The 26579-nt window shown below is 60.7% G+C and carries 23 protein-coding genes and 2 pseudogenes; 15 read left to right on the forward strand and 10 right to left on the reverse strand.

Annotation, left to right across the window (positions count from 1 at the left end; translation table 11 throughout):
• Window positions 1-143 precede the first annotated feature (143 nt).
• The 3 genes from IPF36_RS30275 (at window position 144) to IPF36_RS30285 (ending at window position 5087) form a co-directional block, all read left to right on the forward strand.
• Window positions 144-1406, forward strand: a complete 1263-nt coding sequence (locus IPF36_RS30275; protein WP_195431869.1) for an adenylate/guanylate cyclase domain-containing protein — start codon at window positions 144-146, stop codon at window positions 1404-1406.
• A gap of 757 nt (window positions 1407-2163) precedes the next feature.
• Window positions 2164-3717 carry a phage integrase family protein gene (locus IPF36_RS30280; protein WP_133092927.1) on the forward strand — a complete coding sequence of 518 codons (1554 nt, stop codon included), beginning with the start codon at window positions 2164-2166 and terminating at the stop codon, window positions 3715-3717.
• Window positions 3718-4178: 461 nt separating this feature from the next.
• A complete protein-coding gene (locus IPF36_RS30285; protein ID WP_255519950.1) occupies window positions 4179-5087 on the forward strand; it encodes a site-specific integrase in 909 nt (302 codons plus the stop codon).
• A 913-nt stretch (window positions 5088-6000) separates the two neighbouring features.
• Here IPF36_RS30285 and IPF36_RS30290 read toward each other — a convergent pair.
• Both IPF36_RS30290 and IPF36_RS30295 read right to left on the reverse strand, forming a co-directional pair.
• On the reverse strand, window positions 6001-6972 hold the full coding sequence (locus IPF36_RS30290; protein ID WP_195431873.1) for a ParB/RepB/Spo0J family partition protein: 972 nt from the start codon (window positions 6970-6972) through the stop codon (window positions 6001-6003).
• On the reverse strand, window positions 6969-8180 hold the full coding sequence (locus IPF36_RS30295; protein WP_133092930.1) for a ParA family protein: 1212 nt from the start codon (window positions 8178-8180) through the stop codon (window positions 6969-6971). The genes IPF36_RS30290 and IPF36_RS30295 overlap by 4 nt, the downstream gene beginning before the upstream one ends.
• 1335 nt (window positions 8181-9515) lie before the next feature.
• Between IPF36_RS30295 and IPF36_RS30300 the strand changes: the two genes are divergently transcribed.
• From IPF36_RS30300 to IPF36_RS30310, 3 genes are all read left to right on the forward strand, one after another.
• Window positions 9516-10913 carry a replication initiation protein gene (locus IPF36_RS30300; protein ID WP_133092931.1) on the forward strand — a complete coding sequence of 466 codons (1398 nt, stop codon included), beginning with the start codon at window positions 9516-9518 and terminating at the stop codon, window positions 10911-10913.
• Window positions 10914-11496: 583 nt separating this feature from the next.
• A complete protein-coding gene (locus IPF36_RS30305) occupies window positions 11497-11829 on the forward strand; it encodes a YqjD family protein (protein WP_195431874.1) in 333 nt (110 codons plus the stop codon).
• 236 nt (window positions 11830-12065) lie between these two features.
• Entirely contained in the window at window positions 12066-12464 is a 399-nt protein-coding gene (locus IPF36_RS30310; protein ID WP_133092933.1) for a TraR/DksA family transcriptional regulator, read from the forward strand.
• A gap of 1 nt (window position 12465) precedes the next feature.
• On the opposite strand, the gene IPF36_RS30315 is transcribed toward IPF36_RS30310, so the two are convergent.
• The 3 genes and pseudogenes from IPF36_RS30315 to IPF36_RS30330 all read right to left on the reverse strand — a co-directional run bounded on the left by IPF36_RS30315 (window position 12466) and on the right by IPF36_RS30330 (window position 14845).
• Entirely contained in the window at window positions 12466-12720 is a 255-nt protein-coding gene (locus tag IPF36_RS30315) for a hypothetical protein (protein ID WP_133092934.1), read from the reverse strand.
• An 881-nt stretch (window positions 12721-13601) separates the two neighbouring features.
• Window positions 13602-13797 (reverse strand): annotated as a pseudogene (locus IPF36_RS30325) (tyrosine-type recombinase/integrase); the annotation flags it as partial.
• Window positions 13798-13930: 133 nt separating this feature from the next.
• Complete coding sequence (locus IPF36_RS30330) at window positions 13931-14845, reverse strand: LysR family transcriptional regulator (RefSeq protein WP_133092935.1); 915 nt, start codon at window positions 14843-14845, stop codon at window positions 13931-13933.
• Between the two features lie 163 nt (window positions 14846-15008).
• Between IPF36_RS30330 and IPF36_RS30335 the strand changes: the two genes are divergently transcribed.
• The 4 genes and pseudogenes from IPF36_RS30335 (at window position 15009) to IPF36_RS30350 (ending at window position 17130) form a co-directional block, all read left to right on the forward strand.
• Window positions 15009-16091, forward strand: a complete 1083-nt coding sequence (locus tag IPF36_RS30335; protein ID WP_133092936.1) for an alkene reductase — start codon at window positions 15009-15011, stop codon at window positions 16089-16091.
• Window positions 16092-16191: 100 nt separating this feature from the next.
• Window positions 16192-16572 (forward strand): annotated as a pseudogene (locus IPF36_RS30340) (transposase); the annotation flags it as partial.
• A 29-nt stretch (window positions 16573-16601) separates the two neighbouring features.
• Entirely contained in the window at window positions 16602-16742 is a 141-nt protein-coding gene (gene tnpB / locus IPF36_RS35190; protein ID WP_218959756.1) for an IS66 family insertion sequence element accessory protein TnpB, read from the forward strand.
• 31 nt (window positions 16743-16773) lie between these two features.
• Window positions 16774-17130, forward strand: a complete 357-nt coding sequence (locus tag IPF36_RS30350) for a hypothetical protein (protein WP_195431875.1) — start codon at window positions 16774-16776, stop codon at window positions 17128-17130.
• A gap of 194 nt (window positions 17131-17324) precedes the next feature.
• Here IPF36_RS30350 and IPF36_RS30355 read toward each other — a convergent pair whose 3' ends face one another.
• Both IPF36_RS30355 and IPF36_RS30360 read right to left on the reverse strand, forming a co-directional pair.
• Window positions 17325-17819 (reverse strand): hypothetical protein, encoded by a 495-nt coding sequence (locus IPF36_RS30355; protein ID WP_195431877.1) that lies wholly within the window; start codon window positions 17817-17819, stop codon window positions 17325-17327.
• Window positions 17797-18006: a hypothetical protein gene (locus IPF36_RS30360; RefSeq protein WP_195431878.1), complete on the reverse strand. Its 210-nt coding sequence runs from the start codon at window positions 18004-18006 to the stop codon at window positions 17797-17799. The genes IPF36_RS30355 and IPF36_RS30360 overlap by 23 nt, the downstream gene beginning before the upstream one ends.
• A gap of 266 nt (window positions 18007-18272) precedes the next feature.
• Here IPF36_RS30360 and IPF36_RS30365 point away from each other — a divergent pair, with 266 nt between their 5' ends.
• Window positions 18273-18485 carry a hypothetical protein gene (locus IPF36_RS30365; protein WP_133092944.1) on the forward strand — a complete coding sequence of 71 codons (213 nt, stop codon included), beginning with the start codon at window positions 18273-18275 and terminating at the stop codon, window positions 18483-18485.
• Between the two features lie 86 nt (window positions 18486-18571).
• Here the strand turns inward: IPF36_RS30365 and IPF36_RS30370 are convergent, their stop codons facing one another.
• Complete coding sequence (locus tag IPF36_RS30370) at window positions 18572-19153, reverse strand: NAD(P)H-dependent oxidoreductase (protein WP_195431879.1); 582 nt, start codon at window positions 19151-19153, stop codon at window positions 18572-18574.
• Window positions 19154-19194: 41 nt separating this feature from the next.
• Complete coding sequence (locus IPF36_RS30375) at window positions 19195-20682, reverse strand: carboxylesterase/lipase family protein (RefSeq protein WP_133092946.1); 1488 nt, start codon at window positions 20680-20682, stop codon at window positions 19195-19197.
• A 402-nt stretch (window positions 20683-21084) separates the two neighbouring features.
• On the opposite strand from IPF36_RS30375, the gene IPF36_RS30380 reads away from it, so the two are divergent.
• Window positions 21085-22140, forward strand: coding sequence for a medium chain dehydrogenase/reductase family protein (locus tag IPF36_RS30380; RefSeq protein WP_133092947.1), 1056 nt, complete (start codon window positions 21085-21087; stop codon window positions 22138-22140).
• 211 nt (window positions 22141-22351) lie between these two features.
• Here IPF36_RS30380 and IPF36_RS30385 read toward each other — a convergent pair whose 3' ends face one another.
• Window positions 22352-22918 carry a YSC84-related protein gene (locus tag IPF36_RS30385; protein WP_195431880.1) on the reverse strand — a complete coding sequence of 189 codons (567 nt, stop codon included), beginning with the start codon at window positions 22916-22918 and terminating at the stop codon, window positions 22352-22354.
• A 464-nt stretch (window positions 22919-23382) separates the two neighbouring features.
• Here IPF36_RS30385 and IPF36_RS30390 point away from each other — a divergent pair, with 464 nt between their 5' ends.
• The 3 genes from IPF36_RS30390 to IPF36_RS30400 are packed head-to-tail and all read left to right on the forward strand — an operon-like array spanning window position 23383 to window position 26577.
• Entirely contained in the window at window positions 23383-24696 is a 1314-nt protein-coding gene (locus IPF36_RS30390; protein ID WP_195431881.1) for an LssY C-terminal domain-containing protein, read from the forward strand.
• Window positions 24693-25964: an LssY C-terminal domain-containing protein gene (locus IPF36_RS30395; RefSeq protein WP_195431882.1), complete on the forward strand. Its 1272-nt coding sequence runs from the start codon at window positions 24693-24695 to the stop codon at window positions 25962-25964. Before IPF36_RS30390 ends, IPF36_RS30395 begins: the two co-directional genes overlap by 4 nt.
• Complete coding sequence (locus tag IPF36_RS30400; RefSeq protein WP_255519949.1) at window positions 25939-26577, forward strand: hypothetical protein; 639 nt, start codon at window positions 25939-25941, stop codon at window positions 26575-26577. Before IPF36_RS30395 ends, IPF36_RS30400 begins: the two co-directional genes overlap by 26 nt.
• The last annotated feature ends 2 nt before the right edge of the window (window positions 26578-26579 follow it).

The following is a 26579-nucleotide window of genomic DNA, read 5'->3' on the forward strand; positions in this document are numbered from 1 at the left end:
CACAACGCTTGACTCTGCTGTTTTGAAGCCCCTAGCTGGCTTTCCATGGGGACCGCCGACAAACTATGGTTCAAGAGGTAGTCACGGTCTGGACGAAAACGGGCTCGCGCTCGTCGCGGTGCCCGAGGCGCAAGAGGTGAAGCATGGCTACCATTCACCGACGGCATTTCTTCACCCCCATGGAACTCCGGGTGCGAGATGTCACGCTTTCTGTGAGCGACGATTTCCAGACCCAGCGGGACAAGCTCGCGCGCATCATGCTGGACGCGATGTACCAGTTCGTGGGCCTGCTGGATGCGCACGGCACGATGCTCGAAATCAATCGTGCCGCGCTCGAGGCGATTGGCATAAGGATGGACGACATTCGAGGGAAGCCGTTTTGGGAGGCACGCTGGTGGGTGGGCTCACCAGAGACCCAAGCGTTGCTGCGAGAAATGATCCAACGCGCAAGCCAGGGCGAATTTGTCCGTTGCGACTTCGAAAACTACGTCAAGGGCGAGAGCGAGAGCGAGGAGACGATCATTGTCGACTTCTCGCTGCTGCCAATCAGGGATTCGAACGGAAACGTTGTATTCCTGCTCCCGGAAGGACGCAACATCACCGAGAAGAAGCACGCAGAAGCCGTGCTGGCGCGGAAGAATGAGGAACTGCAGGCAAGCTGGGAATTGATCCGCCGCCAGCACGACGAACTCCAGAGCCTCTACGACAGGCTTCAGGCCGAGCAGAAATTGTCGGAGCGGCTGTTGCTCAATCTGCTGCCCTGCTCGATCGCTGAACGGCTGAAAGCGCGTCCAGATCTTGTCGCCAGCGGCGATCCGGAACTCATCGCCGACAGCTTTCCGGACGTGACGGTCCTCTTTGCGGACATCGTGGCCTTCACGCGGTTTTCGGCGGGCATGAGCCCCGAGCAGCTGGTGGCCGTCCTCAATGAGATCTTTACCGAGTTTGACACCGTTGCCGACCTCCGCGGCCTCGAGAAGATCAAAACCATCGGCGACGCCTATATGGCGGCCGCGGGGCTGCCGGAGCCGGCACCTGATCACGCGGTGCGGGCTGCGCAGATGGCGTTGGACATGACAGAGGCCTTCATGCACTTCAACCAGCGCACCGGCTTCGACCTGCAGATGCGCATTGGCATCCATAGCGGACCAGTGGTCGCCGGTGTCATCGGCAAGCGCAAGTTCATCTACGACTTGTGGGGTGCCGCCGTCAACATCGCAAGCCGGATGGAGTCCCACGGCGTGGCCGGACGGGTGCAGGTCACCGACGCGACCAGGCGCCTGCTGGGCGACTCGTTCCTGTTCGAAGAGCGCGGCGCAATCGAGGCGAAAGGGATCGGCACGCTGCAAACGTGGTTCCTGACGGGCCGCAACCCGGCTTGCCGGGCTGGGGCGATGGTGAGGTGAGGTAAGTCGAAAGGCAAGAGAGCTCTCACTCCAGAGGGATCGAGGACCTGATGCCAACGTAGTTCTGCAGAACTTCTAGCCTACTTCCCAGTTAAGAGCCACGGTCCCGCGGGTGATGATCCTCGGCACTGGCGGTCGCATGATGAGCGCGGTTCGCACGAAATGCTGGTCTTCAACACTTCAACAATTGATGTGCCGCGGCCACCGACGCCGTGGCCGCCATCGCCCTACAGGGCATCAAGGCATAGCTCCTCCGAGGCATTGCAGCGGCGTGAGCTTCGCAACAAGTGCCAATGCCACCATCTCCGCAAGCTGGGAAGGCAAGGCCGCTTCACCTTCGAAACGGAATGATCCTGGCGCGCACGAGCCAATGCCCGACGGAAGGGCTTGCGAGCTGTATATCCATAGCGGTCTGTGCCAGGCACCCCGGTGGGTGCCCTCCTCGCCATTATCCAGCCCCTCGATAGGACCATGAGCGGCTGGTTTTGACTTTCGCGCACCAGCAAGCGCGCGATCGCCTCGGAGGTGCGCTGTCGCCTGATGGCCGGATCCATCGTCGGCAATGCCGAACCGGGCTCAACGACACTCAACAGACAACTGCTTTGGACCAAACGAGGACAGGCCGCGCAAGGTCAGCCGAAAGGCGTAGCGTTGGGCACAAAAATAATTTACATTGCGCTTTAGTCAGCATTTTCGTCCGGCTCTGGGTGACTACTGTTGAATATTGTTATAGATCAAGCGCTTAGCGCAGTTTGCGATGGTTAGCGATCCCAGCCTCAACGCCGTCACCAAGCTCACCCGCACCGAATTTGCCGTAGTCCGTGCCTATGCACAAGGCATGCGGCCGGTGGACATCGCCAACCGCTACTTGGTGGACCCGGATGAGGATGAGCACCTGAGCGAGGCCCAGGCGATCCAGCGCATCCTGGCATTGCGCGACCGCCTGGTGCAGTTCGCCCTACAGCACGGTCAGCCCGAAATCGCCAGCATGTTTGAAGCGCTGCGGGCGCGGTCGGATGTTGGCATGACCCGGCGGGTAGACGCTGTGTCGGCGCTTGAGCAGCTTGGGCAGAGCTACCCCCAGCCACAGCACGAGGTCTCGCTTTGGTTCAAGCCGAGCCTGGCGCGCCGGCTGGCGGCGGCCAATATCCGGCGGATTGAGGATCTGACGTCCTTGGCGAATCGGCGCGGCAGCAGCTGGTGGCGCGCTGTACCACGTATCGGCGCGCAGTCGGCGGAGGTCATCACGCACTGGCTGGTGCGCCAACGAGCTGCCATGGGCGCTGCGGCAGTCAATACCTATGTGCTTCCGCCTGCCGCCCATGCCCGTCGCGACGCCTTGGTGCCGCTCACCTTGGCCCCCGGTATGCCATATCCGGTGCCACTCGAGCATATGCTGGCGCCAGCGGCAAATTCCGCAGCAGGGCGGACGCTCGGCGACGATCTGGCGTTCGTACGCGCCTGGCTAAAGGACCGGGCGCCACATACCCACAACAGCTATCGGCGTGAGGCAGAGCGGCTGCTGTTGTGGAATGCGTCGCGAAAGAAGACGTTGAATGCGTTGGAGGTCTGCGACCTTGAGGCATATGAGGAATTTCTGGCGGACCCGCAGCCGGCGGCGTTCTGGTGCGGCCCGAGCGGGGCGCGCGACAGAATGCACTGGCGGCCTTTCGAAGGCCCGCTGGGGACCAGTTCGGTGGCGGCAGCCTTGCGGGTAGTTCGGGCACTGCTTCGCGCATTGGCTAAGTGCGGGCATCTGACGAACGCCCCGCTCATTCCAAGGCAAGCGCCCGCCACGGCACCCACGGCGCTGCGCCTACCGTCCCACCAAGCCGCCGTGGAGGCCTTTCTGGCTTGGCTGGGAGAAGCGGGACAGGGTCCGCGACATCGCGCTGCGCTGGTTGCAGCCCAACTGATGCGCAGTTGCGGCGTGCCACTGAGCGAGCTGGCGGTGCTGCGCTGCGCCAGCTTACATTCCAGCGGTAGCGGCACGATATTGCAACGCCAAGGTTCGCGCCGGCTGGCGGTGACCATCGATATCTCCGTCCAACAGGCGTTACAGGCGCATTGGGCCGACCGCGGCTGGGCAGACATGATGCCACCGGCGCAAGCAGCGCTATTAGCCCCGACGGAACGACCGGACACCACGCGCGGGCGCAATAAGAGCCTGGAAGGCGTGGTGGCCGGCTATTCGGCCAGCGGCCTTGATCAGCTGCTTCGAAGCTTGTGGCGCCGCTTCTGCGATCAATGTGGACTTCCTTGGGAGGGTTTTTCACCCGGACAGCTTCGTAGCCGCGTAGGAAAAGCTTAATCCTCGACCGCTGTGCACCGAGAGTAGCCGACTCCAGGGTCGCATTCATTCATTTACCATTATCATAATAATGGTATTGCAATGAATATAATAGGAGGCCTTGGTTCAACCCCTAACCTGGGGCGGCATGGCTGTGCTTGTTGCCTATCAATGCGTGTATGACATCCGACCGATCTGTCCCGGCCGCCTTGCCGCATGAGCCGTCTCTTGTACCGAACGCGCTAGCTAGGCCATTGCTGCCCGCCGCGGCCACCGATGCGCAATGGGCCCGAGCCTGGCTCGACGCGAAATCGGCTGCAGGGTTGGGACTGAGGGCTACCACGCTTGCTCAGTACGAACTCGAGGCGCGACGTCTCTTGTGGTATGCCAATGACATTGGCCGGCCTCTGGCAGCTTGGCAGGTCTCGGATGCCAGTGACTACCTTGCCTTCCTTGCTAACCCGCCAGCGTCTGCGGTCAGCATGGGCCGGGCACGCCGGACTAGCCCGAATTGGCGGCCGCTCCAAGGGCCACTATCGGAGGCTTCACGGCGCCAGAGTGCAATCATTGTCGGCATCTTGTTCGACTGGCTGGTGCGGGTCGGCGCACTGCGAATCAACCCATTCGCCACAGTGCCGCGAGCGCGTGTCGCGACAGGACTTGGTTCTCAGCGACGCTTTCTGGAACTCGAACAAATCGATGCCGTATTCGAGGCGATAGAGCGCAGGGCGGCATTTACGGAGTCGGCACGGCTACACAAGGCTAGGGACCGCTGGCTCGTTGCGCTCCTATTTCTGACTGGGTTGCGCGCCTCGGAAGTCATCGCGCTCACCTGGGCGGACTTCGAATGCCTGGTTGGGCGTTCCGGCCCATTCTGGACGGTACGGATCCGACAGGCTAAAGGAGGCGACGATCAGCTGGTGCCGTGCGACAACGTCATGGAAGAACTGGCACGGTTTCGGCGGCTTGTTGGACTACCGCCAACGCCTAGCTCGTCGGATAGCATGGCTGTCATCCCAGCTCTTGGCGGTGGACGACAGCCCTCCAGGCACCAAGGTCCCAAACCTACTGAACGCCAGGAAAAGCTAGACCGCCGATTGGGTACGCGCCAGGCGATTTACATAATCGTTCGCACGGCGTTTGACGAGGCAGCCCACCGCCTGACGTCCGAAGGACGGACCGAGGATGCTGCTCGGCTTCGCACGGCGTCGACTCACTGGTTGCGGCATTCGCACGCCACACATCTGCTACGCGCCGGCGTACCCGTTACCGACGTGCAGCGCGCACTAAGGCATCGCGATATCAATACGACCCGCAGATATACCCACGAAGCGCTGGAGGATGTGGCGCATGCCCTGGCTGGAAAAATTTCCGGCGGAAGGGAATCGTAAGCCCCGAAGCGGCAAAGGCAATGTCCTACGCAATTAGGAACCCGCACGCGGTCCGCGCCCATTCGTCGTGGTTCTGTCCCAAGTTGGGAAAGTCGGGCATCCGCGCGAGGTACTCCCAAGTCGGGAAGTCGGGCGTCCAGTCCAGGCACCGTCCCAAGTCGGCACGGTCTGGCACCCGGTCGAGATACCGTCCCAAGTTGGGAAGGTCTGGCCCCTAGTCGAGATACCGTCCCAAGTTGGGAAGGTCTGGCCCCTAGTCGAGATACCGTCCCAGGTTGGGAACGTCTGGCCCCTAGTCCAGGTATCGTCCCAAGTCGGGACCTGGCACCAGATCGAGGTACCGTCCCAAGTTGGGAAGGTCTGGCCCCTAGTCGAGGTACCGTCCCAAGTTGGGAAGGTCTGAGTCCCCTAGTCGAGGTACCGTCCCAAGTTGGGAAGGTCTGGTCCCCTAGTCGAGGTATCGTCCCAAGTTGGGAAGGTCTGGTCCCCTAGTCGAGGTATCGTCCCAAGTTGGGAAGGTCGGGCCCCTAGTCGAGGTATCGTCCCAAGTTGGGAAGGTCGGGCGCACAGGCGAGGTACCGTCCCAAGTTGGGAAAGTCCGGCATCCGCGCGAGGTACCGTCCCAAGTCGGGAAGTCGGGCGCCCAGGCGGGTACCGTCCTAGGTCGGGAAGTCGGGCGCCCAGGCGAGGTCCCATCCCAGATTGGGAAGGCTCGGCGTCCAGTCGAGATACCGTTCCCAGTTGGGAAGGTCAGTCTTCCAGCAGAGGCACCGTCCCAAGTTGGGAAGGCCTGCGCCCACTCGAAGGACGGTCCCAACTTGGAATCTGCGCGCAGCCAACGCGCCCGGAAGGGGTACTCCCGACACCAGGGCGAAAAAAAACCCGCTAAGCAAGCGGGCTTTTCAGTTTGATATTACTTGGGCTGGTGGTGGAATGTCTCGCTGATGAGCTCTCGAATTTGCGTCTCAAGCGCTTGCGACATCGCACCGGCTTTAATCTTCACGGTAAAACCGTTGACGTCCTTCGTAATAGACCCGGCCTGCTCTTTCCCCGAAAAAAACTTGTCAATGCTTCGCTCACTCGAGGAGCTAGGCTCCGAGGTCCGTCGTGTTGCCAGCGCCTTGATGGCTCCTGCGGCTTTACCCTGGTCCATCTTGCCAGACGCCACGAGCGGCCATATCTCCTTCGCGGCATCGCTACCAGCTTCCCCGTACTTGCGGATCGTCGTCACGATCGCCTCCGCAGCGCTTCCGCCGAGCAACCGGGGCTGAAGGTCGAGGTCCTTCACGACGAAGTCTGGCAGCTGTGCAAAGCTAAGGAACCGGTAGAGACCGCTTTTGGAAAGACCCAGCGCCTCTGCCAGGCGTACCCGCGAGGGAAACTCCTTCTCCGACTGCCGGATAGACAGGGCAATTTCATAGTCGGACAGATCGTCGCGGCTGATATTTTCGACCATGGCGAGCACCGCCATGTCGGCATCAGAACACTCCACGACAACTGCTTTGACAGTATCCAGACCAAGCATTTTGTGAGAGCGCCACCGCCGCTCACCTGCCACGATCTGGTAACCCGTCTCGGCGCGGCGCACCACAATAGGTTGCATGAGTCCGACTTCACGAATCGACTCTGCGAGCTCCGACAGCTTGACTTCGTTGAACACGCGCCGAGGCTGCCATGGATTCGGGACGATGTCCGCAACAGCGAGTTGCGACGCGACGCCAGCGGCCTCCAACTCCTGGACACGGAGTTGCGCAACGGCCAATGCCCCGGTCAGGCCCGGTGCCGTCTGGGTACGGTCGTTGCGCTTGACCTCGTCTTGCTTAATCGCCGAGGTCTTTCGGATGCCCGCCGTCTTGGCCAGCAGCTGCTCTCGCATATTGCTCATTGCGCGTTCCTCCACTTTTCCGCATAGATATCATCCAGCCACCGGCAGTAATCAAAAATGGGCTGGCGCACGCGCTGCAGCGACTTGGATGCGCTATGCGTGCTGCTCACGTCAAACACTGTCGAGAATGCCAGCGCACCGGTGCTCATTACCGAGCTCGCAGGCACCTCAATCGGATGCAACCACTTTTCATAGGCACTCTCGGCCCAGGCACGCACAATCGGCGCGGACGAGGTGCGCCCATAGTCAACCTTGGATAGCAGCAACGAGACGAAGTCATATTTCTTGTCCGCCTCATACTTGATGAAGCTCTTGGAGACGTCTGAGAACAGACGCCAGAACGACAGAGAGCTGATGAAGTCAAGGTTCTCCGGGACCATCGGCATGACCATCGCATCTGCCGCGAGCAACGCGTTCAAATTCATGTACGAGAGCGATGGCGACGTATCCATCAGGATGTAGTCATAATGCTTGCGCAGCGGCTCTAATCCCTCCCGGAGCACCGTCCAGAAACGGAAGCCAGGTTTGATTTTCTGCATAGCGGGCAGATGAAACTCTGCCCCAATCAGTTCCGTGTGCGCGGGAATCAAATCCAGGCCATCCCAATAGGTAGACTGGATGCTACCCATCAGTCCCCCTTCGATCTGCTGGTCATAGATAAAGGGCAAGACCGTGTCTTCCGGCGTGACATCTTTTTCCGCATACAAGCCGCACAATTCCGAGAGCGAGGCTTGGGGATCCAGATCGACCACGAGGACTTTCCGACCGCGCAATGTCAGCCCTTGGGCAAGACACATGGTCGTGGTGGTCTTTGCGGACCCACCTTTTAGCTGGGCCGTGATAATGATTTTCCCTTCAGGCTCACGCGTTCCTGTGACCAGAGGCGTCTGATAGATGTCAGAAACCTTCTGCACCCAGATGCGTGCCTCCTCCAGCGTGAAGGTTCTGGTACGCCCTGTACCCGCGGCTTTTCCAGGCGGCAGGTCGCCGTCACCCTTGGTCGCGAGATACTGGACTTGGGAGTGAGAGATGTTGCACAACTCTGCAATCTCCCCCGTTTTGAAAATCGGCGCGGTTTTTCTCGGCCGAGGCGCGAGAATAGTTTCGCGAAGTTCGTCCGTGAAAATGGTGACCCTTTCCGCGAACTGGGATATCTGCTCTAGCGGTACAGTTCGGTCGACTGCAGGAAGTTGGCTCGTTTTCACCATTTTGAGGTTTTTCCGGAAAATTCGAGAAAGCTCAGAATACAGGAAATGCTTGAGTTATGGCGCATAAGCCGCTGATCTTCAACGAAAGTTTCGGGAAAAACAACAAATTTGATTAATTTTTGGGCAGCTTGGGGATGTCTTGGAAGGCACGTCCTGCCTAACCACGTCCGTGAGCAGGTGCGCTTCCTATAACCGACAGCACAAATGACCTCACCTTCCTCCCGGAATCCGCATTCCACAGGGGCAAAGGTGAGGTCATTTGTGCAGTTCCATAGAACAGGTGAGGTCTCCTGGAAAGGTTTCAGCACAACGAACCTCACCTTCCCTCAGTGCCCCGAGAAGGTAGGGCAGCGCCGAGCGTTACTGCACAATCAACCTCACCTACAACTCGAGCTCGCCCAGGTGTGCCCTCAGAACCAGCTATATCCCGGAGTGACGGTTATACAGATTCGCAAAAGTGCGAATGAAGATGGGTCATCGCGACTGTGAGGGCATTTCGGGGCGGCCAACTGCCTTACTGCAGGCGTCAAGCGGGCACAATAACCCTCACCATGCCCAACTTCGTGTCATCGGCTGTCACCAAGGTGAGATTCATTGTGCAAAGCGGCATGGATCGTCGTCGCACAAATAACCTCACCTTAGCGTCTTGCACAAATAACCTCACCTAGGCGTCAAGGTCCTAATCGGCGCAGTGTCGAGTCAAGGAACTGGCGCTACTCCTCAGACTGATTCGCCAAGCAGTGCAGGTGCTCTGCAAGATCTCTCGGGTCCGCTTGTCGCCCGCTTCCATGATTGAACCAGCGACGCATAAATGGGTACTCTACCTTGGCCACCTCCCGAGGACTTCGCGCGGCGCTTCGATACGCGAGTGGTTGCGTGCTGTGGGTTGGATGTTTTTGAAGTAAACAACCTAACCCACAAACAGAGAAACTCGATGTTCTTATAAATCAGAGACTTAACCTTCAAAAGGTGCGGTTCAATGTGTCAAAGGTGAGGTTCTCTGTGTTGTCATGGTGAGGTTTACTGTGTGGGGACGGTGAGGTCTATTGCGCGCGTTGGTGAGGTTCCTTGTGCTGATACTTCGAAGGTGAGATGTATTGTGCGGCACCTGTGGAAAAGTCCGATCCGGCTAAGCAGTTCATGGGCGTGGCGCCTCAAACGGTAAACATGGGTGAGGTTCGTTGTGCGCCAGGTGAGGTTTGTTGTGCGCCTCAAATTCCGTTCGGCCGAACTCGCGACGCCAATGGGTGATGGTGAGGTTTGTTGTGTTGACAGGACCTCACCATCACATGCTAGAGTGCCCGAGCACAAAAAAACGAGCGGGGAAAGACGAGTATGTCGACGGACAATCCGGTGGAGGTCAACGCGAGGACGACGCCTCGCCAGATGGCGCTGGCATTGTTCGAGGATATGTTCGACCTCGGGATGCCCATCAGCGAGGCCAACCGCGAAATCGGCTATCAGCGCAATAACTTCTTCACCGAAATCGTCAACATGGGGTTAGCGGCACGACGGTTTCTAGATGCCGCCTATTTCATCGTCGCGCAAGATCCCGAGATTCCTGACCAATACGATGTCGAGCTGAACTACTTCAAGTGGTTGATGCGCTATGACAGCCGTAACCTCAAGCATCTTCGAACCATCGCGGACGAAGCACAGAACGCCAAGATCCGGGTCACCAATACCCCATCGGACCGTGAGCCCGATGAGAACGATATCTGGATCCAGGTTCAGCTCATCGGCATGGTGGCCATGCACCGCGGACGCATCCGCTTCGATGTCCACCATAGCCTGATTCCCCATATTCGAGACCCCCGCAAGTCTCACTGGCTCAGCCTTCGCATCTCAACGGCTTTCACCCGCAGTCTCGCCCGCGCGATCTATGACAAGGTCTTGCCAAGCGTGCCCAACGGGCGTACGGACTGGATCAGGCTTGAGGAAATGCGCACCTGGCCAGGCAAGATGGGGGCGAACGCGAACATCTTCAAATACTTCAAGCGCGACTGGTTGGAGCCGGCGGTCCGCGAAATCAATGAGATCTCGGACATCGAACTCAGCTATGAGACCAAGACGGAGTCGACGTCCTCCAAGAAAGTCGATCGGATTCGCTTTCTCCTGAAACGCAAGGACACCGCCGACGCCGTAATGGCAAGCCTGTCCGATGCCAGCCAGATCTATAAGATACTGAAGGACGAGTTCAACCTCTCCACACGCCAGTTCGGCGAGATCTCCGAGAATCGCGAGACATGGAACGACGATCGCATCCTGCAGGCAATCGAGTACACGCGGTTCAAACTCAATCGCGGCCAGATCAAGAAGAGTCCCGCCGGCTATTTGATGAAAGCCCTACGCGACAACTGGAGGATGTCCGACGCTGAACGGACGATGGTTCAGGTGCAGACCAAGCTGCTTGTCGAGGAAGAGCAGAAGGAAGCCGCGAAGATCGCGGTCAAGACAAGCGTGGAGCGCAGTGTCGCCTCGCGTGATGACGAGACCCGCGCTCGCATGAACGAAGAGTCGCGCCAGGGCCGCGAGCACTTCGGTGCGGCCGATACCAAAGCGCGACAGGAGTTTGCACGGGCATGGCTGGCCTCGCGCGAGGGCAAGCTCGTGCTGAAGCGGATGAAGCTGGACGCCTCGTCCGTGTCAGAAGACGTGATCTTGGCCAACTCGGAGTTGGCATGGTATCTGGGCCAATTCGTATTTGGGCGCATGGCCGCGTCACGTGCCTGAGGGTCGCCGATTTCCTACTTTGCCGTAACTATTGCCTGCCACGGAACAGGTTGGTGGTAGACCTCCGAGACAATGCAGGCCCTCCCATGAATCGTGGGGCGCCGCCGCCACGCGGATCTCTTAGCCCCAGTATGCGAATCCCGGCGCAGTTTTATCAGGGCGAGCCAGTCACTATCGCATTCCCCATAGGAAGACGTCGAACGGGCCGCCGCGCAAATCGTCGAGCGGGCGGTGGAGCAGGTCGATTTACCCCATGGCAACGATCCGGATGATGACGATGCTCCCGATGCCGCCAAGCATCGCTGTCATCGTGGACCACGTTCTGCTCCCTGACCGGATGTATGCCGCACGGCACGCCAGCCAGACAGGCCAGCGATAAGCCATCCCAGCGGCAAGAGGCCTTCGAGGCGTAAGCGCGACGATACTTCCGGGCATTGGTTGCCGGCTCCTCTTGTCTCCTTGCGGGCCGCTGCATCGCGGCTTGCTGTTTGTCATGGCGGACTGTCAAGCCAATCCTATATTGGACAAAATGCCGATCGTGCTGCGCGATGCACCGCGATGATCTCGCTAACAGGAGGGAAAGATGAACGAAATCCAATCCGATCTATCCATGCGCAAGGACGCATTGGTACGCGACGTCGATACGCTGATGGCCGACGTACAGGCACTGCTTCATGATGTCAAAGCCGAGACTGGCGTAGGAGCCAGCCTTGAGCGCCACGCGCTCAAGGCCCGGCAGCGCGCGCTGCAGGAGCGCCTCGTTTCGCTGCGCGAAGACAGCCGCGCCAAAGTCTCCGAGTGGGCGACAACAACCGATCGCTACGTTCACGAGCATCCCTGGCAAAGCATGGGGACCGTGGCCGCCATCGCGGCAACCACAGGCGCTATCGTCGCGCTGGCTGCCAGCCACCGTTAGGGATTCGTGACTGCGGCGCCGGCGCGGCCGTGGCACCTGATAGTCCCGCATGGGGCACATGGTGTTGGCCATGCCGGCAAACGATACCAGCCCCTTGCGGAAGCCTCCGATCTGAGGGGTGACACATCTGGGCGGCAATACGGCAACTGTATCTGCCAAATCCGCCTGCCCTTGCGCGATACGCTGTGCGATCTGCCTGCGTGCGACCCGCAAGATGTTTATGGGGGAGGCCAGTCGTGAAAGGACTGACAAAGGAAGAATTGGGGAAGCTGGCGGCACAAATGGACGCTGAAGAGTCGCGTATCCGTGCTATCGCCGGAACTGCGGATTCGCCAGTGGTGACGCCAACACAACGTGAACACCTTGATGATGGTGAAGTGGCAGACGTAAAGACCGTGCAGCGCCAGGGCGACGCCATGCTGAAACACTATCGTATGCAACTGGCCGACATTGAGGCCGCCCAGTCACGGATGAGGAGCGGTCAGTATGGCGTCTGTGTCGACTGTCAGCAGGCCATCCCATTCCCACGCTTGCTCGCGTGCCCAACGGCCATGCGCTGCACGCCATGCCAGAATCTCCACGAACAGCCCATCACCGCCAGGCGCTGTAGTCACGACTATTCATCGCCGAGCTGACTTACTCGTTCCTGAGATCAATGCCGAAACCGCCAGCCAGTTCACAATCGATGATCCCGGCGGCGTAGGCAAAAAGCCAGTCCTCTGCTTCCTGCGGCGTTGCGGGCGGGCGGGCCCAGTCGGGCGTAAAGCGGATCCCCATGTCCTCGTTGCGTGTGGAGATCTGGACGCGCCCGTTTGGCTTGCCCTGCTCAATCACGTCCGGCACGAACAAGGTAACGTGAAATCCCTTGTAAGAGCGCTTTTTTTCGAGCATTTCAGCCTCCGGCAATTTACGCAGGTCCGTGGCTGAGCTCCTGTGGCCGGGGTGGTCCCCAGCACTTTACGAATCGCCCGAGCGCTGGACATTCTTAAGCTCACGATATAGCGAGGCGCTGCTAATGCCTAGTAATGTCGCGTCCTGTACCGAGTTTCAGCAACAGGAACATCGGGATCATAGTGGAGCGGGCAGCCGATTTTGACCTAAACTGAAAAGTTCCGTCGCGCGCTTAGCGGCCGCTTTGGCGCTATGTAAATTCGCTGGTAGGCGCGGGCGAATGACAATGGGACGGGCAACACACTGTCATCTGCTGTCTGAATTGGCATGCGCCGCGTTCAATGCGCGCGTGCCCCCAGCCTGGCCGCGCTGGGCACGTCGGCCGTGCAAGTCGATGAACGGGTGGTGGCTGCCGGCCGGAGTGCAGTGGCTGCGAGAAGCCGACCAACTGCCAGAATCCGGCTTGCGCCGCGAAGCGGGAGAGGTCGAATTGACCGGCAACTTCCTTTCCACCTTCGGTTGCTGGCTGCGCAACCGATCAACAGATGCCGGCCGCTCGCGGGCCTGGCTCGATTGGCAACTGCGCTGCGCAGAGCCCCTGGCCTTGCACCGTCCTGGCAATACCGGAGCCCGGCCGGGATGGACACGATCCCCCACGCCTTGATGGCGCGCAGGTAGCACAGTTGCACAAGAGGTTCGCTTAGTCGAAGGCTCTGTCACCGAGAAGTCCTGTCGGGTCGATCGAAAGCCATCCTCGCTCACCGAAATGGATGCAACGAGGGGCGCTGCAAAGCGCGACGCGCGTGCAATTTGCACACGACTGAGCATGCGCGCTCGTTTAGAACAGTATCGTGAACGAGACTATCCGACGTTGATTGTCTCTACCCGAACAGTACTCGAGTCACGCGGAAGTCGACATTCTGTTCGAGCAGGTGGGTGGCGAAGCTGTGTCGCAGCATATGCATGGATAAGCGCTTATCAATCTGTGCATCCTGGGCGGCGGCATGGATGGCGCGATTGAGTTTGACGGACACTGATCGGCTCGATCGGATTGAGGCCCGGGAACAGCCAGGCACCGGCGAGCCCGCTTCCTACCCCTATGCGCTGGCCAATACGGCCCTTCAGTTCAGAGGGAGCAGCGCAATAGGAGGAGCAGTGCCCATCCCGACGTCCACGAGTATCAAATCGATGCAACGACCTGCATTGCGGCTCACTTCGTCTTGCGATGCGCGGCTTCGCGAGCGACTTCGGTGACCAGTTCACGCAACCACTGGTGCGCAGCATCATGGCGGTAGCGAACATGCCAGGCCATATCCACCGGGAATGTCCCGAGGTCCACTGGCGCGGCCAGGACCTTCAGCCGCACATCGCTCGCAAGGTGGCGACAGATCAGGGCAGGTAGCGTCGCGCAGTAGTCCGTCGCGGCAACAAGTTCTGGAATGGCCATGAAGTGCGTGACCGATATCGCTACCTCGCGGCGAAGGCCGTGGCGCTGAAGTGTCTGGAAAAGGCCTGCGCGAAGGCGGCCGGGTGGCAAAACATTGACGTGCTTGAGCTGCTCGTACTGCTGCTTGGACATTCGCTTGTGTACATGCGGATGGTCAGACCGCACCACGCACGCAAGGCCGTCTTCCATCAGGGGCTGCACCACAAGGTTGTCGGGCGGGTCGACAATGCGGCCCAGCACCAACGCCGTCGCGCCGGAGCCTACGCCGGTCTCGGCCAAGTCCGTGCCGAACGGCACCAGCCGCAGCCGAATTCCCGGTGCTCGCTCACTCAATCGCGTGACAATTCCAGGCAACAGCACGAACTCGACGTAGCTGCTCGGCGCCAGTATGAACAGACGTTCCGCCTTGGTCGGGTCAAAGCCCTGCTGACCCAGTACCAGCTCATCCAGTTGGCCGACCGCAGCGGCGATGCCAGGCGCGAGCGATTCGGCCTTCTCCGTCGGCTGCATGCCGTACCGCTCGCGAATGAACAGGGGGTCCTGCAGCAAGTCCCGCAGTCTCGCCAGGGCATTGGATAGCGCCGGTTGCGTCATCCCTAGTCTCTCGGCTGCACGCGTGACGTTTCGCTCTTCCATGAGCGTCAGGAATACGGGCAAGAGGTTGAGGTCGTAGCGCATCCAGATATATTGGCAGGGATATAACTAGAATCCAATAAATAAATTGGATGAATGGAACGGCCGCGCACATACTGCATTGCAACGAGGGGTTGCTCTCCTATCTGGCAGACGGGGTTGCAGCACTTCTTCCATACCGCATTCGCACACAGCCACTGGAGCCGCCATGCTTACCGAACCTCTTTTCTCCGCCTCCCGCCTGGGCGCTATCGATGTCCGCAACCGCATTGCCATGGCGCCGCTTACACGGTCGCGCGCGGGCATGGACGGTGTCCAGACGCCGCTGGCCATCGATTACTACGCACAGAGGGCGTCGGCGGGCTTGATCATCACCGAGGCAACCAACATCTCTCGCCAGGGCCGTGGCTACGCTTACACGCCCGGCATCTACACCGATGCGCACGTGGACGCCTGGGCACCCGTGACAGACGCCGTCCATGCCGCGGGTGGCCGCATCGTGATGCAGTTGTGGCATGTGGGGCGCATGTCACATGTGAGCTTGCAGGAAGGCGGCGCTGCGCCCGTGGCGCCCTCCGCCATCCAGGCCAGCGGCAGCGTCTTTACGGAAGCCGGACACCTGCCGCCGTCGATGCCGCGCGCGCTCGCCACCGAGGAGATCGCCGGCATTGTGGAAGACTACCGAAAGGCCGCGCGTCGCGCGAAGGACGCCGGGTTCGATGGCGTGGAAGTGCACGCAGCCAACGGCTACCTCCTGGAGCAATTCCTGCGCGACAGCACGAACCACCGCGACGACTGCTATGGCGGCTCCATCGAGAACCGCGCGCGCTTGTCGTTGGAAGTGGTGGAAGCTGTCGCCCAGGTTTGGGGAGCCGATCGTGTTGGGCTTCGCCTTTCCCCCCTTTCGACCGCAGTCGGGGACACGCCGCTGGACAGCACGCCGATGGAAACGCACGGCTACCTGGTTCGCCGGCTCGGCGAGATGGGACTGGCTTACCTGCATGTCGTCGAGGGACAGCTACACGGCCGCAGCAGCGCCGCGACGTTCGACGTGCAAGGCCTTCGCGCGGCCTTTGGCGGCGCCTACATCGCCAACAACGGATACGACCGACAGCGCGCTCTAAACGCGACCGCTTCCGGTCACGCAGACATGATCGCCTTTGGCAAGCCCTTCATTGGAAATCCCGACCTTGTCGAGCGATTGCAATTGGACGTGCCTTTGTATGAGGCACCAGCGGCTACCTTCTTTGGGGGCGGTGCGGAAGGTTACACCATGCTGGAACGGGCCTAAGCGGGGCCAGCATGCGGCTGGCCGGCGCCTTACGACCGAGGGTGTGTGAAAACGTTTCGATCACCTAGACTGGGTCAACGCATTCAGATTGGGGGACCGGATGAAGCGATTCATAGAGGGAGAAGACCGCAACCAAGCTACGCTGCTTCCAGAATGCCTCGATGATTTCATCGCCGAGGATAACCCCACCAGGATCATCGACGCGTTCGTTGAAGAGTTGGATCTCGAGTCGCCAGGGTTCGAAGGTGCCAATCCTTCGACTACCGGTCGCCCCTCATATCATCCTGCTGTCCTGTTGAAGATATACATCTATGGCTACCTGAATCGGGTCCAGTCTAGTCGCCGCCTGGAGCGCGAATGCCAGCGCAATATTGAACTGATGTGGCTCACCGGCCGTTTGGCGCCGGACTTCAAGACGATTGCAGACTTCCGCCGGGATAACAGCACAGGCATTCGCAATGTCTGCCGTCGTTTCGTAGTCGCAACGGCTTCTGGCTACTGCTAAAGCGATTGGAAGCGGACCGGTTTGCCTGGCCACGCGAGGCGGCTGTGGCTACGCTGACGGTCGAACAGTTGCACTGGCTGCTCGAGGGAATCGACATCGAGGCGATCCGCCGGCACCCGCACCGAGAATACCATCGCGCTGCGTGAACGCTGCTTGGCGGCAGCGGTCTAACCCGCCATGCCATCCACGCCCGTCACCAAGCTGCCGCAGGTGGAACTGGTCTATCGCTACCAGGGGCAGGAAATGCAGCTCGTGCGCGATGCGGTGGCGGAGGGCACGCAGGGCGTGGTCATCGGCTTCACCGGCAATGGCAACGCCAGCCCCGACCACGAAGCCCTGATTCGGGAGTTCGGCAGCAAGGGGAGTCCGGTTGTCCGCAGCTCCCGTGCGGTGAGCGGCATCGTAACGCCCAAGCTGTCGGGCAGCATGGCCACCGGCAGCCTGTCTGCGCAGAAGGCACGCATCCTGTTGATGCTCGCGCTGACCCAGACCAGCGACCTGGGGCAGATCTCAGAGTTCTTCGCGCAACAATGAATTCCGGGGCAAGCGCATGACTACGACGCTGGATCTGATTATCGAAGGCGGCACCGTCATCGACGGTACTGGCGCACCCCGTCGCCGCCTGGACGTGGGTATCGCGGGGGACCGCATCATTCGCCTTGGCGATCTGTCGGGTGTCCCGGCAGCCAGACGCTTCGATGCGTCCGGGCACATCGTGGCCCCCGGCTTCATCGATGTGCATACGCACGATGACCGGCTCCTGCTCGATGCGCCGGAAGGTCCGCATCCGAAGCTGTCGCAAGGCGTAACGCATCGTGATGATGCCCTGGGCATTGGTCAGCGGCGCGCCGACCGCGATCACTTCGGCGGTGTCCGCCGCCCTGGCAGGCGGGTAATAAAGCCCGGTGGGCAAACAGTGACAGGCCGGCTGCCCTGGGATCGGCCTTGGACCATGTCACCCGGACATCATCGGACTGTGCAATCCTCGCCGGCAGCAGCATGGTTGACGATGCGTTGTAAGGGTAGCCGTCCAGGCAGACCGACTGCTTCCTGCCGGCAGCTTCGATCATGGCCAGCGTTTCCACGGATCGCCCGTGATTGGCCTTGCCGACCAGCTTGTGGTGGGACAGTACGGTCTCGATGCCGAGCGCCTGGCCGATCTGCAGCGCTTCGGTCAATGCGTCGACGATGGCGTCGCCCTCATCCCGGATATGAGTCGCCAAAACTCTCGTACCGCCAGGCGCCTGTCCCGAGCAGGTCGAGCGGCGCTGGCGGCGTCCCGGCCGATTGCAGCGGCGCCAGGCTGATCCCGCAATTGCCGGTGATGACGGTCGAATGCCCGACCAGACAGGCGGCATTGACCGCCGGCCCGGACGCCTCCAGATCGTCCAGATAGCGTGATACGCCCATTCCATTCCATTCCATTCAATGGTCTGGCAGCCATAGGGTATGGGTGATCCCAAGCGCTGACGCCGTAGCGAGGCGGCTGCGCAAAGAGCAGGCGAAATCTTGCACGAGTGCGCTGACGCTGCTCCGTGGATCAAGTACCAGATGACCCGCCTAGGGTTGACCTACGAATATCTCATGATGGCAGGCTGTTTCGCGGTGCCCGGCGTGGCTAGAGGCCCTGCCTTAGGAGGCATCCCGATTCCGGGCCGCCGGTCGTCACGCCTGGGATGGCGCTGACGATCTGCCAAATTAGATGCAGCGCGCCGTCAACGACCGCTGACAAGCAACTTCCGCCACCTGCCACATTGCTTTCACACGCCGACTTCGCCGACCTCGCTGGCTATGAAGTGCCTGTTCACGCAGACATTCCTCATCAAGAAGTTATCTTCCTCGACGAGACCGACCCCATGTCCTCTCCGATGAAGGAAACCACCGGTTGAATCCGCACCGATGAACGGACGGTGGCAGGGAGCCACCACAACGACGGCAACTGCCCAGGAGCGCGCATGTGTCTGCCAAGTTCCGGTCAGTTCCCGTGCGCACCATGTGCACGCATGCTTTCCAGCCACCGGGTACGTGTCCTCTCGTTGGCAAAGGTAAGCCCATACAGGTTCTCGCGGATCGGCTTTATCCCGGCGAAACTCAGCATACTTCGCTCGAAGCCGCGGACTCCGTATGCGCCAAAGTACCAGCGATACAGCAGCGCCGGCATTCCCATGGTCACGATGATGCGTGCCGAGCGGCCGGCGAGCAGTCGTCTGGGGAATCCTTTCTCCTTGTAATCCATGGCAAATCCGGGCCGAAAGATGTGTTCGAGAAAACCCTTGAATAGCGCCGGCATGGTTCCGTGCCATAGCGGAAACAGGAAAACCCAATGCTCCGCCCAGCGCATGTCCTCCCTTGGCCGCTCCAATGCTGGAGGCAGTGTGCCAGTCTCGAACTCAGCCTGCGTGCGAAGCAGCGGGAAGTCGAGCTTCGCCACCTCGATGCGCCGTACGCCGTGTCCTGCCGTGGTCGCGCCTTGAGCGTAGGCGTCCGCCAGCGCATGCAGCAAGCGCTGGCCCGATGGGTCTGGATACCCCTGGATGATCACGATGCGCTTGGACATGTTGCGGGCGAAGCTGTTCGGAAGGCCAGCGGTACGACGCACTAAGGCACGCCGTGCCAGAGGGCAAGCCTCACGGCCAACGGGTCGTCTACCACGGCAGACGGCGTGTCGAAGCGCATCGTTGACCTGTGGACCGGATCGTAGGTGGGCCAGCCGCAATCGCCGTTGACCGCGAACGCAACCCAGGCCCGGTGCATCGCGTCGGCGAGCGACTGTGGCGGTGTTGGGCCGACCAGCGCCTCTGCTCCGGGGCCCAGAGTATCGAAGATGAAGGGTATCTCCACCCCATGCGCCGCGCCCAGACGACCTCCCAACTGCGGCGAACGCCAGGCGAACTCATACATGTACGTCGAAATCCGGGCATTCGCCGCGTGGGCGTCTGCGAGTCGAACGGCAGGGATGCGCCAGTACCAATCCGTCTGGATCTCCGAGAACAGCTCACCGGCGGTGGCCGTGGGGTGTGCTGCGCGGTAGCCGCTCAGGCCTCCGGCCGACAGGCCGTACGCGGCCACCAGCGCCAGGAGGGAGGCCTCGGTAATGCGATCTATGGCTCCGCTGGGGACCAGGAAGAGCCGGGTCTCCTCGGTATTCGAACCGACCAACAGTGCTGTGTTAGCGGCCGCTCCCGCGCGAATGGCGTCGATTGGGGGGGCAGGAAGAATTGCTCCATCGACCGTAGGGGCCCACGGGAGGCTGCTAAGCGCAACCTCCCCCCAGAAAGCCGGGTCCGTATCGGCAGTCAGTTCCTCGCGCAATTGCACCTGTGCCTGCAGAACCTGCGCGGGCGTGGTTGAGGCAATCGCCTCCCTGGTGGGATCGACCTTCAGTAGCGCCGCCAGCCTGTGGCCAATGCGTTTCGCCGTGGCGGCCGAAGTGACATGGGGTGTGTTTCCGCTTTCCACGATGGCCCGCCGAAACAACCCTTGCGCGCGTGGCACGGTAAGGAGGGTTGCGACGCTCATCCCGCCGGCCGACTGCCCAAAAATAGTGACTTGGCCTGGGTCCCCGCCAAATGCATCAATGTTCTGCTGCACCCACTCGAGCGCGGCGATCTGGTCAAGTAGTCCGAGATTGGCGAGACCGTCGCCGAGATACAGGAAGCCCTCCGCGCCCACCCTGTAGTTGATCGTGACGCACACCACCCCGTCGCGCGCGAAGTGGCGGCCGTCATAGATAGGGGTAGCCCCGGTTGCATGGAACTCGAACATCCCACCGGGAATCCAGACCAACACCGGGCGCCCGGGTGCTCCGGGTTCAGGCGTCCAGATGTTGAGGGTTAGGCAATCCTCGCCGCCGCCAACGAGTTCTCCGAGTGCCTCCGCGATGCCGGGCGGGTACGCAATCTGTGGCGATTTCGGTCCAAACGAGAGCGCATCCCGCACGCCGGGCCAGGGTGCTGCGGATTGCGGCAGCCGCAGCCTGTTCATGCCGAACGGTGGGGCAGCATATGGGATGCCCTTGAACGCGTACACGCCATCGCAGCGGAGGCCTCGCACCTTGCCAAGACGCGTTTCGACAATCGGGTACATGGCCGGCTCCCCCGAAAGGTTGGCACTTGGATAGTGAATAGTCATGAAGGGCCGTGGCTGCTTTGCGCTGCATCAAGAGAAAGCGAGTCCTGGATGTCCCCCGCTCCGACATCGGCCGCGTTTCAAGGCGGGAACCGCGCTTCGCACCGTTTTGAAAAACGGCACGCAGATTCTTGGTCCGTCGATAGATCAGTGATGCTCTTTGGTGCGTCAGATGGAATGCATTCTGTAGGCTGAATCGTCAAGGCCACCCCGTTGACTTAGGTCAACAGCGCTGGCGAGATAGCACCTAGTTTTAATGCAGAGGCTGAGTACATACGAGCGGCTAGTCTCAAGGCTTTGTCGCTATGTGTCGCCGATCTGCGACGTCGTTGTGGTACGAGACGGATACTCTCCAACGCTATGAAACACAGGCGCATCATAGTCACCAACTACGGCGGGCCCGATGCGCTTCACGTAGTGGAGGAGGAATGCCCCGAACCCAAGGTCGGCGAAGTGCGGGTGAGGGTGCTGGCAGCAGGCGTGGGCCAACCCGACCTAATGATGCGCGAGGGCTTTCACCCCGAAACGCCCCCGCTGCCTTTTACGCCCGGTTGGGATCTGGTCGGCATGGTGGATAAACTAGGCAGTGGGGTCTCCGGGGTTGAACCCGGTCAGATCATTGCAGCCTTGCCGATCAGCGGCGCATACGCCGAGTTCGTCTGCCTGGCTGAGCGCGAACTGGTTCCCGTGCCTCCGGGAGTGGACGTGGCCGAGGCTGTCAGCCTCGTACTGAACTACGTTACTGCGTACCAGATGTTGCATCGCTGCGCCAAAGTCGAGCCGGGTCAGCAGGTCTTGATTCACGGTGCGGCGGGCGGAGTTGGCTCGGCACTATTGCAGCTTGGGCGCCTCGCCGGGCTGCAAATGTACGGGACCTGTTCATCGCAAGATGCGATGGCGGTTTCTGGCCTGGGCGGCATACCCATTGACTATCAAAGGCTTGATTTCGTGGAAGAGATACGCCGCCTGACGGGTGACGGCGTAGACGTCGTCTTCGACGGCATCGGCGGCAGCAACATCTGGCGTTCCCGCGACGCTCTCCATCCCCGCGGAAAAGTCGTAGCCTATGGCCTTACTGCCTCGCTACGTGGGGGACGCCTGGCATCAGGTCGCTCGGGGCGCCGTAACCGCTTCCAGCGACTTGCGATTTTCGGTGTGTGTATTGTTGGAGGCTGGCTCCTCCCGGGCCGGAAGCGGGTGGTCCCCTACAGCATTCAATGGCTCAAGCGGATGAAACCGGCATTGTTCCGGCAGGACTTGACTGTTCTGCTGGACCTACTTCAACAAGAGAGAATCAAGCCGCTGATTGCTCGGAAATTCTCTCTTAGCGAGGCAAAACTTGCGCACGAGTTGCTCGGCGAGAAAGGCGTGGCCGGCAAAATCGTGCTCATGACCAACGAGGCGTTGATGGGGTGACCGAAGCTGTCATCGTTCTCGCGGAATTTCGACAGATGACGGTTACCTTCAAACGTCTATCAGCGCGCCCGACCAACAGCGCGAGAGAGCAAGATCATCTCAAGGCGATGCGCGCATCAATGTGTGCCGATGTCCCGCGCGGCGGCTCGATAGCTTTACCGTCGGCGCCGCGCGCTCCATAAACAATTGATCCTTTCGCACGTAGCGAGAGTCAACGAGGCTTGTAGCTGAACTTCTGGCCGCCAATGCTCGCCTCGTACATCAAGCCGCCCTTGGTCACTGTAAATGTCGCCATGCCCTTGTAATAGCCACCCGCGGTTTTGGCGTCTTTCTTGCCGGCACTCGCACGCGCAGACGTGCCCGTCGTGCTTGTCTGCGCACCCGCTGCCGCTGTGATCGCAACCGCAGAGGCATCTGCGCCAAACTCAAAGTTACCGCTGGTAAATTCCTTGAGCGCCCGTTCATCTTCGAACACGATCATCTCGCTATAGGCTTCGCCGCCAAGCTGAAGGCCCACGGTCACCTGGGTCATGGAGGTGTCGCCGATATATTTTCCCTTTTCGTACACACGGCCCTTGCCATGGGCCCCTCCTATGCCGACAGCTCCCTTGCCAATCGTAGGAAATACGGCGTAGCCGTAAGCAGATTTGAGGAGCTGGCCACTATCTCCCGCATTCCTGAACAGCTTGATCGTGTCCGTATACTCGTCCGCCCAGACAGAAGAGATCGGTAACAGCCATGACAAGACCGCGAGAATCGATACCAGACGTTTAAGCATGATTTGTTCTCCAGCATGGTTGAAATCCATTGTGTACAGCCCCCCCGTCAAACTGGCTACCTCTTTTCAATTATGCTGCCGCGACAAAGGAGTTAGCGTCGACGCGCGCGAGCTTGTTGTAGCTCGATGTCAGGATAGACGAGATAGGGCTCAGGGAAAATTTCGGGTCGTCATGACGCAGTGAGACTGAGCCACGCAAGCTGGCTGAAAACTCAGCCATTCCCGTAGCGGCGCTGCCGACCCGTCGATCGCGACGACGGGGTAGTGGAATGCCTGAACTACCAGAACTGTTCGCTCACTCAATGTGGCGACTAAAGCACACAAGGCCTTCCGTTCGAGCGTCGGCGACTATAATCATTTTTCATCACGTGAAGCTCCATTCGAAGGACTCACGCCCGCAGAGACCCGGTGCAGTGGGAATCTGCGTTAGACCCGAGCGCAGCCCATACTCGCGAGAGGCTGAGATGAAATGCAGCGGGACGCACATTCTGGCTGTCTTGTTCATCGCCTGCTCGATTGCGGGCTGTGCCGCTACACCTGCCGATATTTCAGGAAGTGATTACCGCAGTCGCGCGATGACGCGCGTCGAGGGCGCATTGCGTGTATCGGCAGCCGTTCTTTCAGCAGAGGAAAGTGCCAGGCTATATGGCGTCCCTCTGGCGCAAAAGAAGATTCAGCCGGTATGGATCGAGGTGCAGAACCATGGCGATCGCAACTACTTCCTGATGTCGCCGGGCATGGACCCGAACTTCTTTCCAGCGTCAGAGGGGGCTGAGGCATTCGCTGATGGCGCGCCGGATGACAGCTCGGCCAGGGTCGCAGCGCGCTTTGATGCGCTCGCTTTTCGCAACCCCATACCTCCCGGGCAGACGGTCTCGGGCTTCGTGCTTACCAACCTGAACGCGGCCGTCAAGTTGGTTCAACTGGACCTGGTCGCGAACAGTCACGCCACGACATTCTCCATCCTGATACCTGTCCCGGGCTTCCAGGCCGACTACAAGGCCAGTAACGTCTTCCTGCGGGAAATCTACCCGCCCGAGCAAATCGTGGACTACACGGACGACGCCGCATTTCGGGCCGCGCTCGAAGCATTGCCCTGCTGCTCGAGCAACCAAGACGGGTCGAAGAATGGCGACCCGCTCAATCTGGTAATCGTAGGCGGGCTGGACGATGCGTTTCCCGCGCTCGTGCGCCGCGGCTGGAGGCCGACCGAGCAGAAGTGGTCAGGCGCGATCATGAAGATGATCACGTCGGCCATGTCCGGCGAGCGCTATGCCAACGCACCCGTGAGCGATCTGTACGTGTTCGGACGCGCGCAGGACCTCGCTTTGCAGAAGGCGCGGGATACCATCCACCAGCGCAACCATCTGCGGCTCTGGCTCGCCCCGATACGCTACCACGGCAAATCGGTCTGGATAGGCCAGATCAGCCGCGACATTGGCGTTCGCCTTACGCTTCACTCTTCAACGCTGGTCACCCACAAGATCGATCCTGACGTCGATGAAGCGCGTGCGGCGCTCGCGGAAGACATGGCTTATTCACAAAACCTGGCCAAGGTCGGATTCGTTGCGGGCGTTGGCGCCGCGCCGCCAGACGCGCCGCGCCAGAATCTCACGACTGACCCGTACTACACGACCGGATACCGCGTGGTGCTGGTGTTCGACCGCACGCCGACACTGCTGTCGGGAATCCGTCTGTTCCCGTGGGATATGGGGGACGCGCTCAGGTTTCCCGCCCAGGCAATAAATCCAGATATGAATCCCGGAGCGAAGCCATGAGGGTGGCCCGGCACCTGCGCACGGCATTTCGACGCGGTGCCGGCACTGCATGCCTGCTGCTTGCGCTCGGCGGCTGCGCAACATGGCAGGCGCCCCCCGATGCCGGCGACGGGCCGCTGCGCGAGCGTGCCATCGGCACGATCAACCGCGACGTGCGTGTCAGTGCGACGGTGCTTGGCAAGGAGGACAGCAAGCGCATGCTGGGTACCGACGTGACAAGAATAGGCGTGCAGCCTGTCTGGGTCGAGGTCCATAACGGCATGGCGCAACCACTGTGGCTGCTGCGTTCAGGCACCGACCCGGACTATTTTTCGCCGCTCGAGGTGGCATGGTCGGTGCACACGCTGCTCGACGGAACGACCAACTCGCACATCGATGCCCACTTCAACCGTCTAGGCTTCAGGAACCCGATCCCGCCCGGGCAGACCCGTGCCGGCTTGCTGTTCACCAACCCGGATTACGAAACCAAGTTCGTCAACATCGACCTCTTCGGCGACGATACCCTGATACCTTTCGCGCTGTATCTGCAGGTGCCGGACGACGATGCCTCGACAGCGGTATCGCGGTCGCCGCTCAGTTTCCGGTACCCTGAATCCGATATCCGGAACTACACCGACCTCGCGTCGCTTCGCGCCGCACTCGAAGCGATGCCAGCCTGCGCCACGGCTGCAAGCGGCACCGTACCGGGCGATCCGTTGAACGCGGTGATCGTCGGCGATATCAATGACATCAGCTCAGCGGCGGTGCGTCGAAACTACCGGCGAAACCTGCGTCAGGCCGACCTCCCTCAGCAGGTATTCGGCCGTCAGCCGGACGTCGTCATACGCAAGGTAGCGCAGGCTGGTGCACCAGCGATCTGGGTACGCGGATGGCTCACGCCTGTCCGGTTCCAGGGGCAACCGGTCTTCGTCGCGCAAGTCGGACGCCCGGTAGGGGGGCGCTTTGCACGAGCGGACGAACCATCCGTGCGCCTGCAAAGTGACGTCGATGAGGCCAGGAACCTATTTGTCCAGGACATGATGTACTCGGGCGGCCTCGAACAGCTTGGCTTCGTGCATGGCGTTGGCGCCGCATCTCAGCAACATCCGCGGCCGACCATGGGCGGTGCGACCTACCGCACCGATGGATTGCGCGCCGTTCTTTTCTTCGCCACGCGTCCACTGAGCCTTTCGGATGTGCAGTTTCTCGACTGGGAGCCCTACCTTGAGCAGCGAGAGCGTTTCCAAAGCGGGGCGAGCGAAGATGCAGCCCGACACGCCGAACACTGAATCGCAAGCCGACCGCGCGACGCCGGCGCTCCGCGCGAATCGTGCATGGCTGGCAAGCTTCGCGTGCCTGGCGGCGCTCGCGACGTCCCTTTTGGTTGGCGCCTGTGCATCGACGCCGCTGGTCGCCTACTCGACCGATACGCCACCGCTTGTACTGGTGCCAGCGGCCCTTGCAGGGGTGACCGACAAGCGGGGCCGCTTTCGCGAAATCTACTGTGCCGTGCTGCGGACCCGAGGCTCCGCGCTTCCCGACTACCGTCCGTGTGAAGAGGCACTGACCCGCGTGGGCGCCGAGCCGGCCGGGACGGGCAAGCCTGTCGAACTCGGTCCGTCGAAGCGGCATCTGATTGCAGCGGTCGTGGCGGGCGTCGGGTATGAATGCTTCAAGCCCTGGCTGGATCCGCCGGGAACTGTTGCAACCCATGTGCGCGACTTTGGCTATGACGCAGTGATGATCCCCGTCGACGCACTGTCGAGTTCGACGAACAACGCCCGCCAGATCCGCGATGCGATCATGGCCATGCCGCCTGCGGTCGACGCACCGCGCATTGTATTGATGAGGTGTTCTGTCCAGCGCGGACACGTCTGGTTCATGCTGCAGCTAGTCGACTGAGG

This window comes from Cupriavidus sp. IK-TO18, assembly GCF_015549295.1.
GTDB classification, from domain to species: Bacteria; Pseudomonadota; Gammaproteobacteria; order Burkholderiales; family Burkholderiaceae; genus Cupriavidus; species Cupriavidus oxalaticus_A.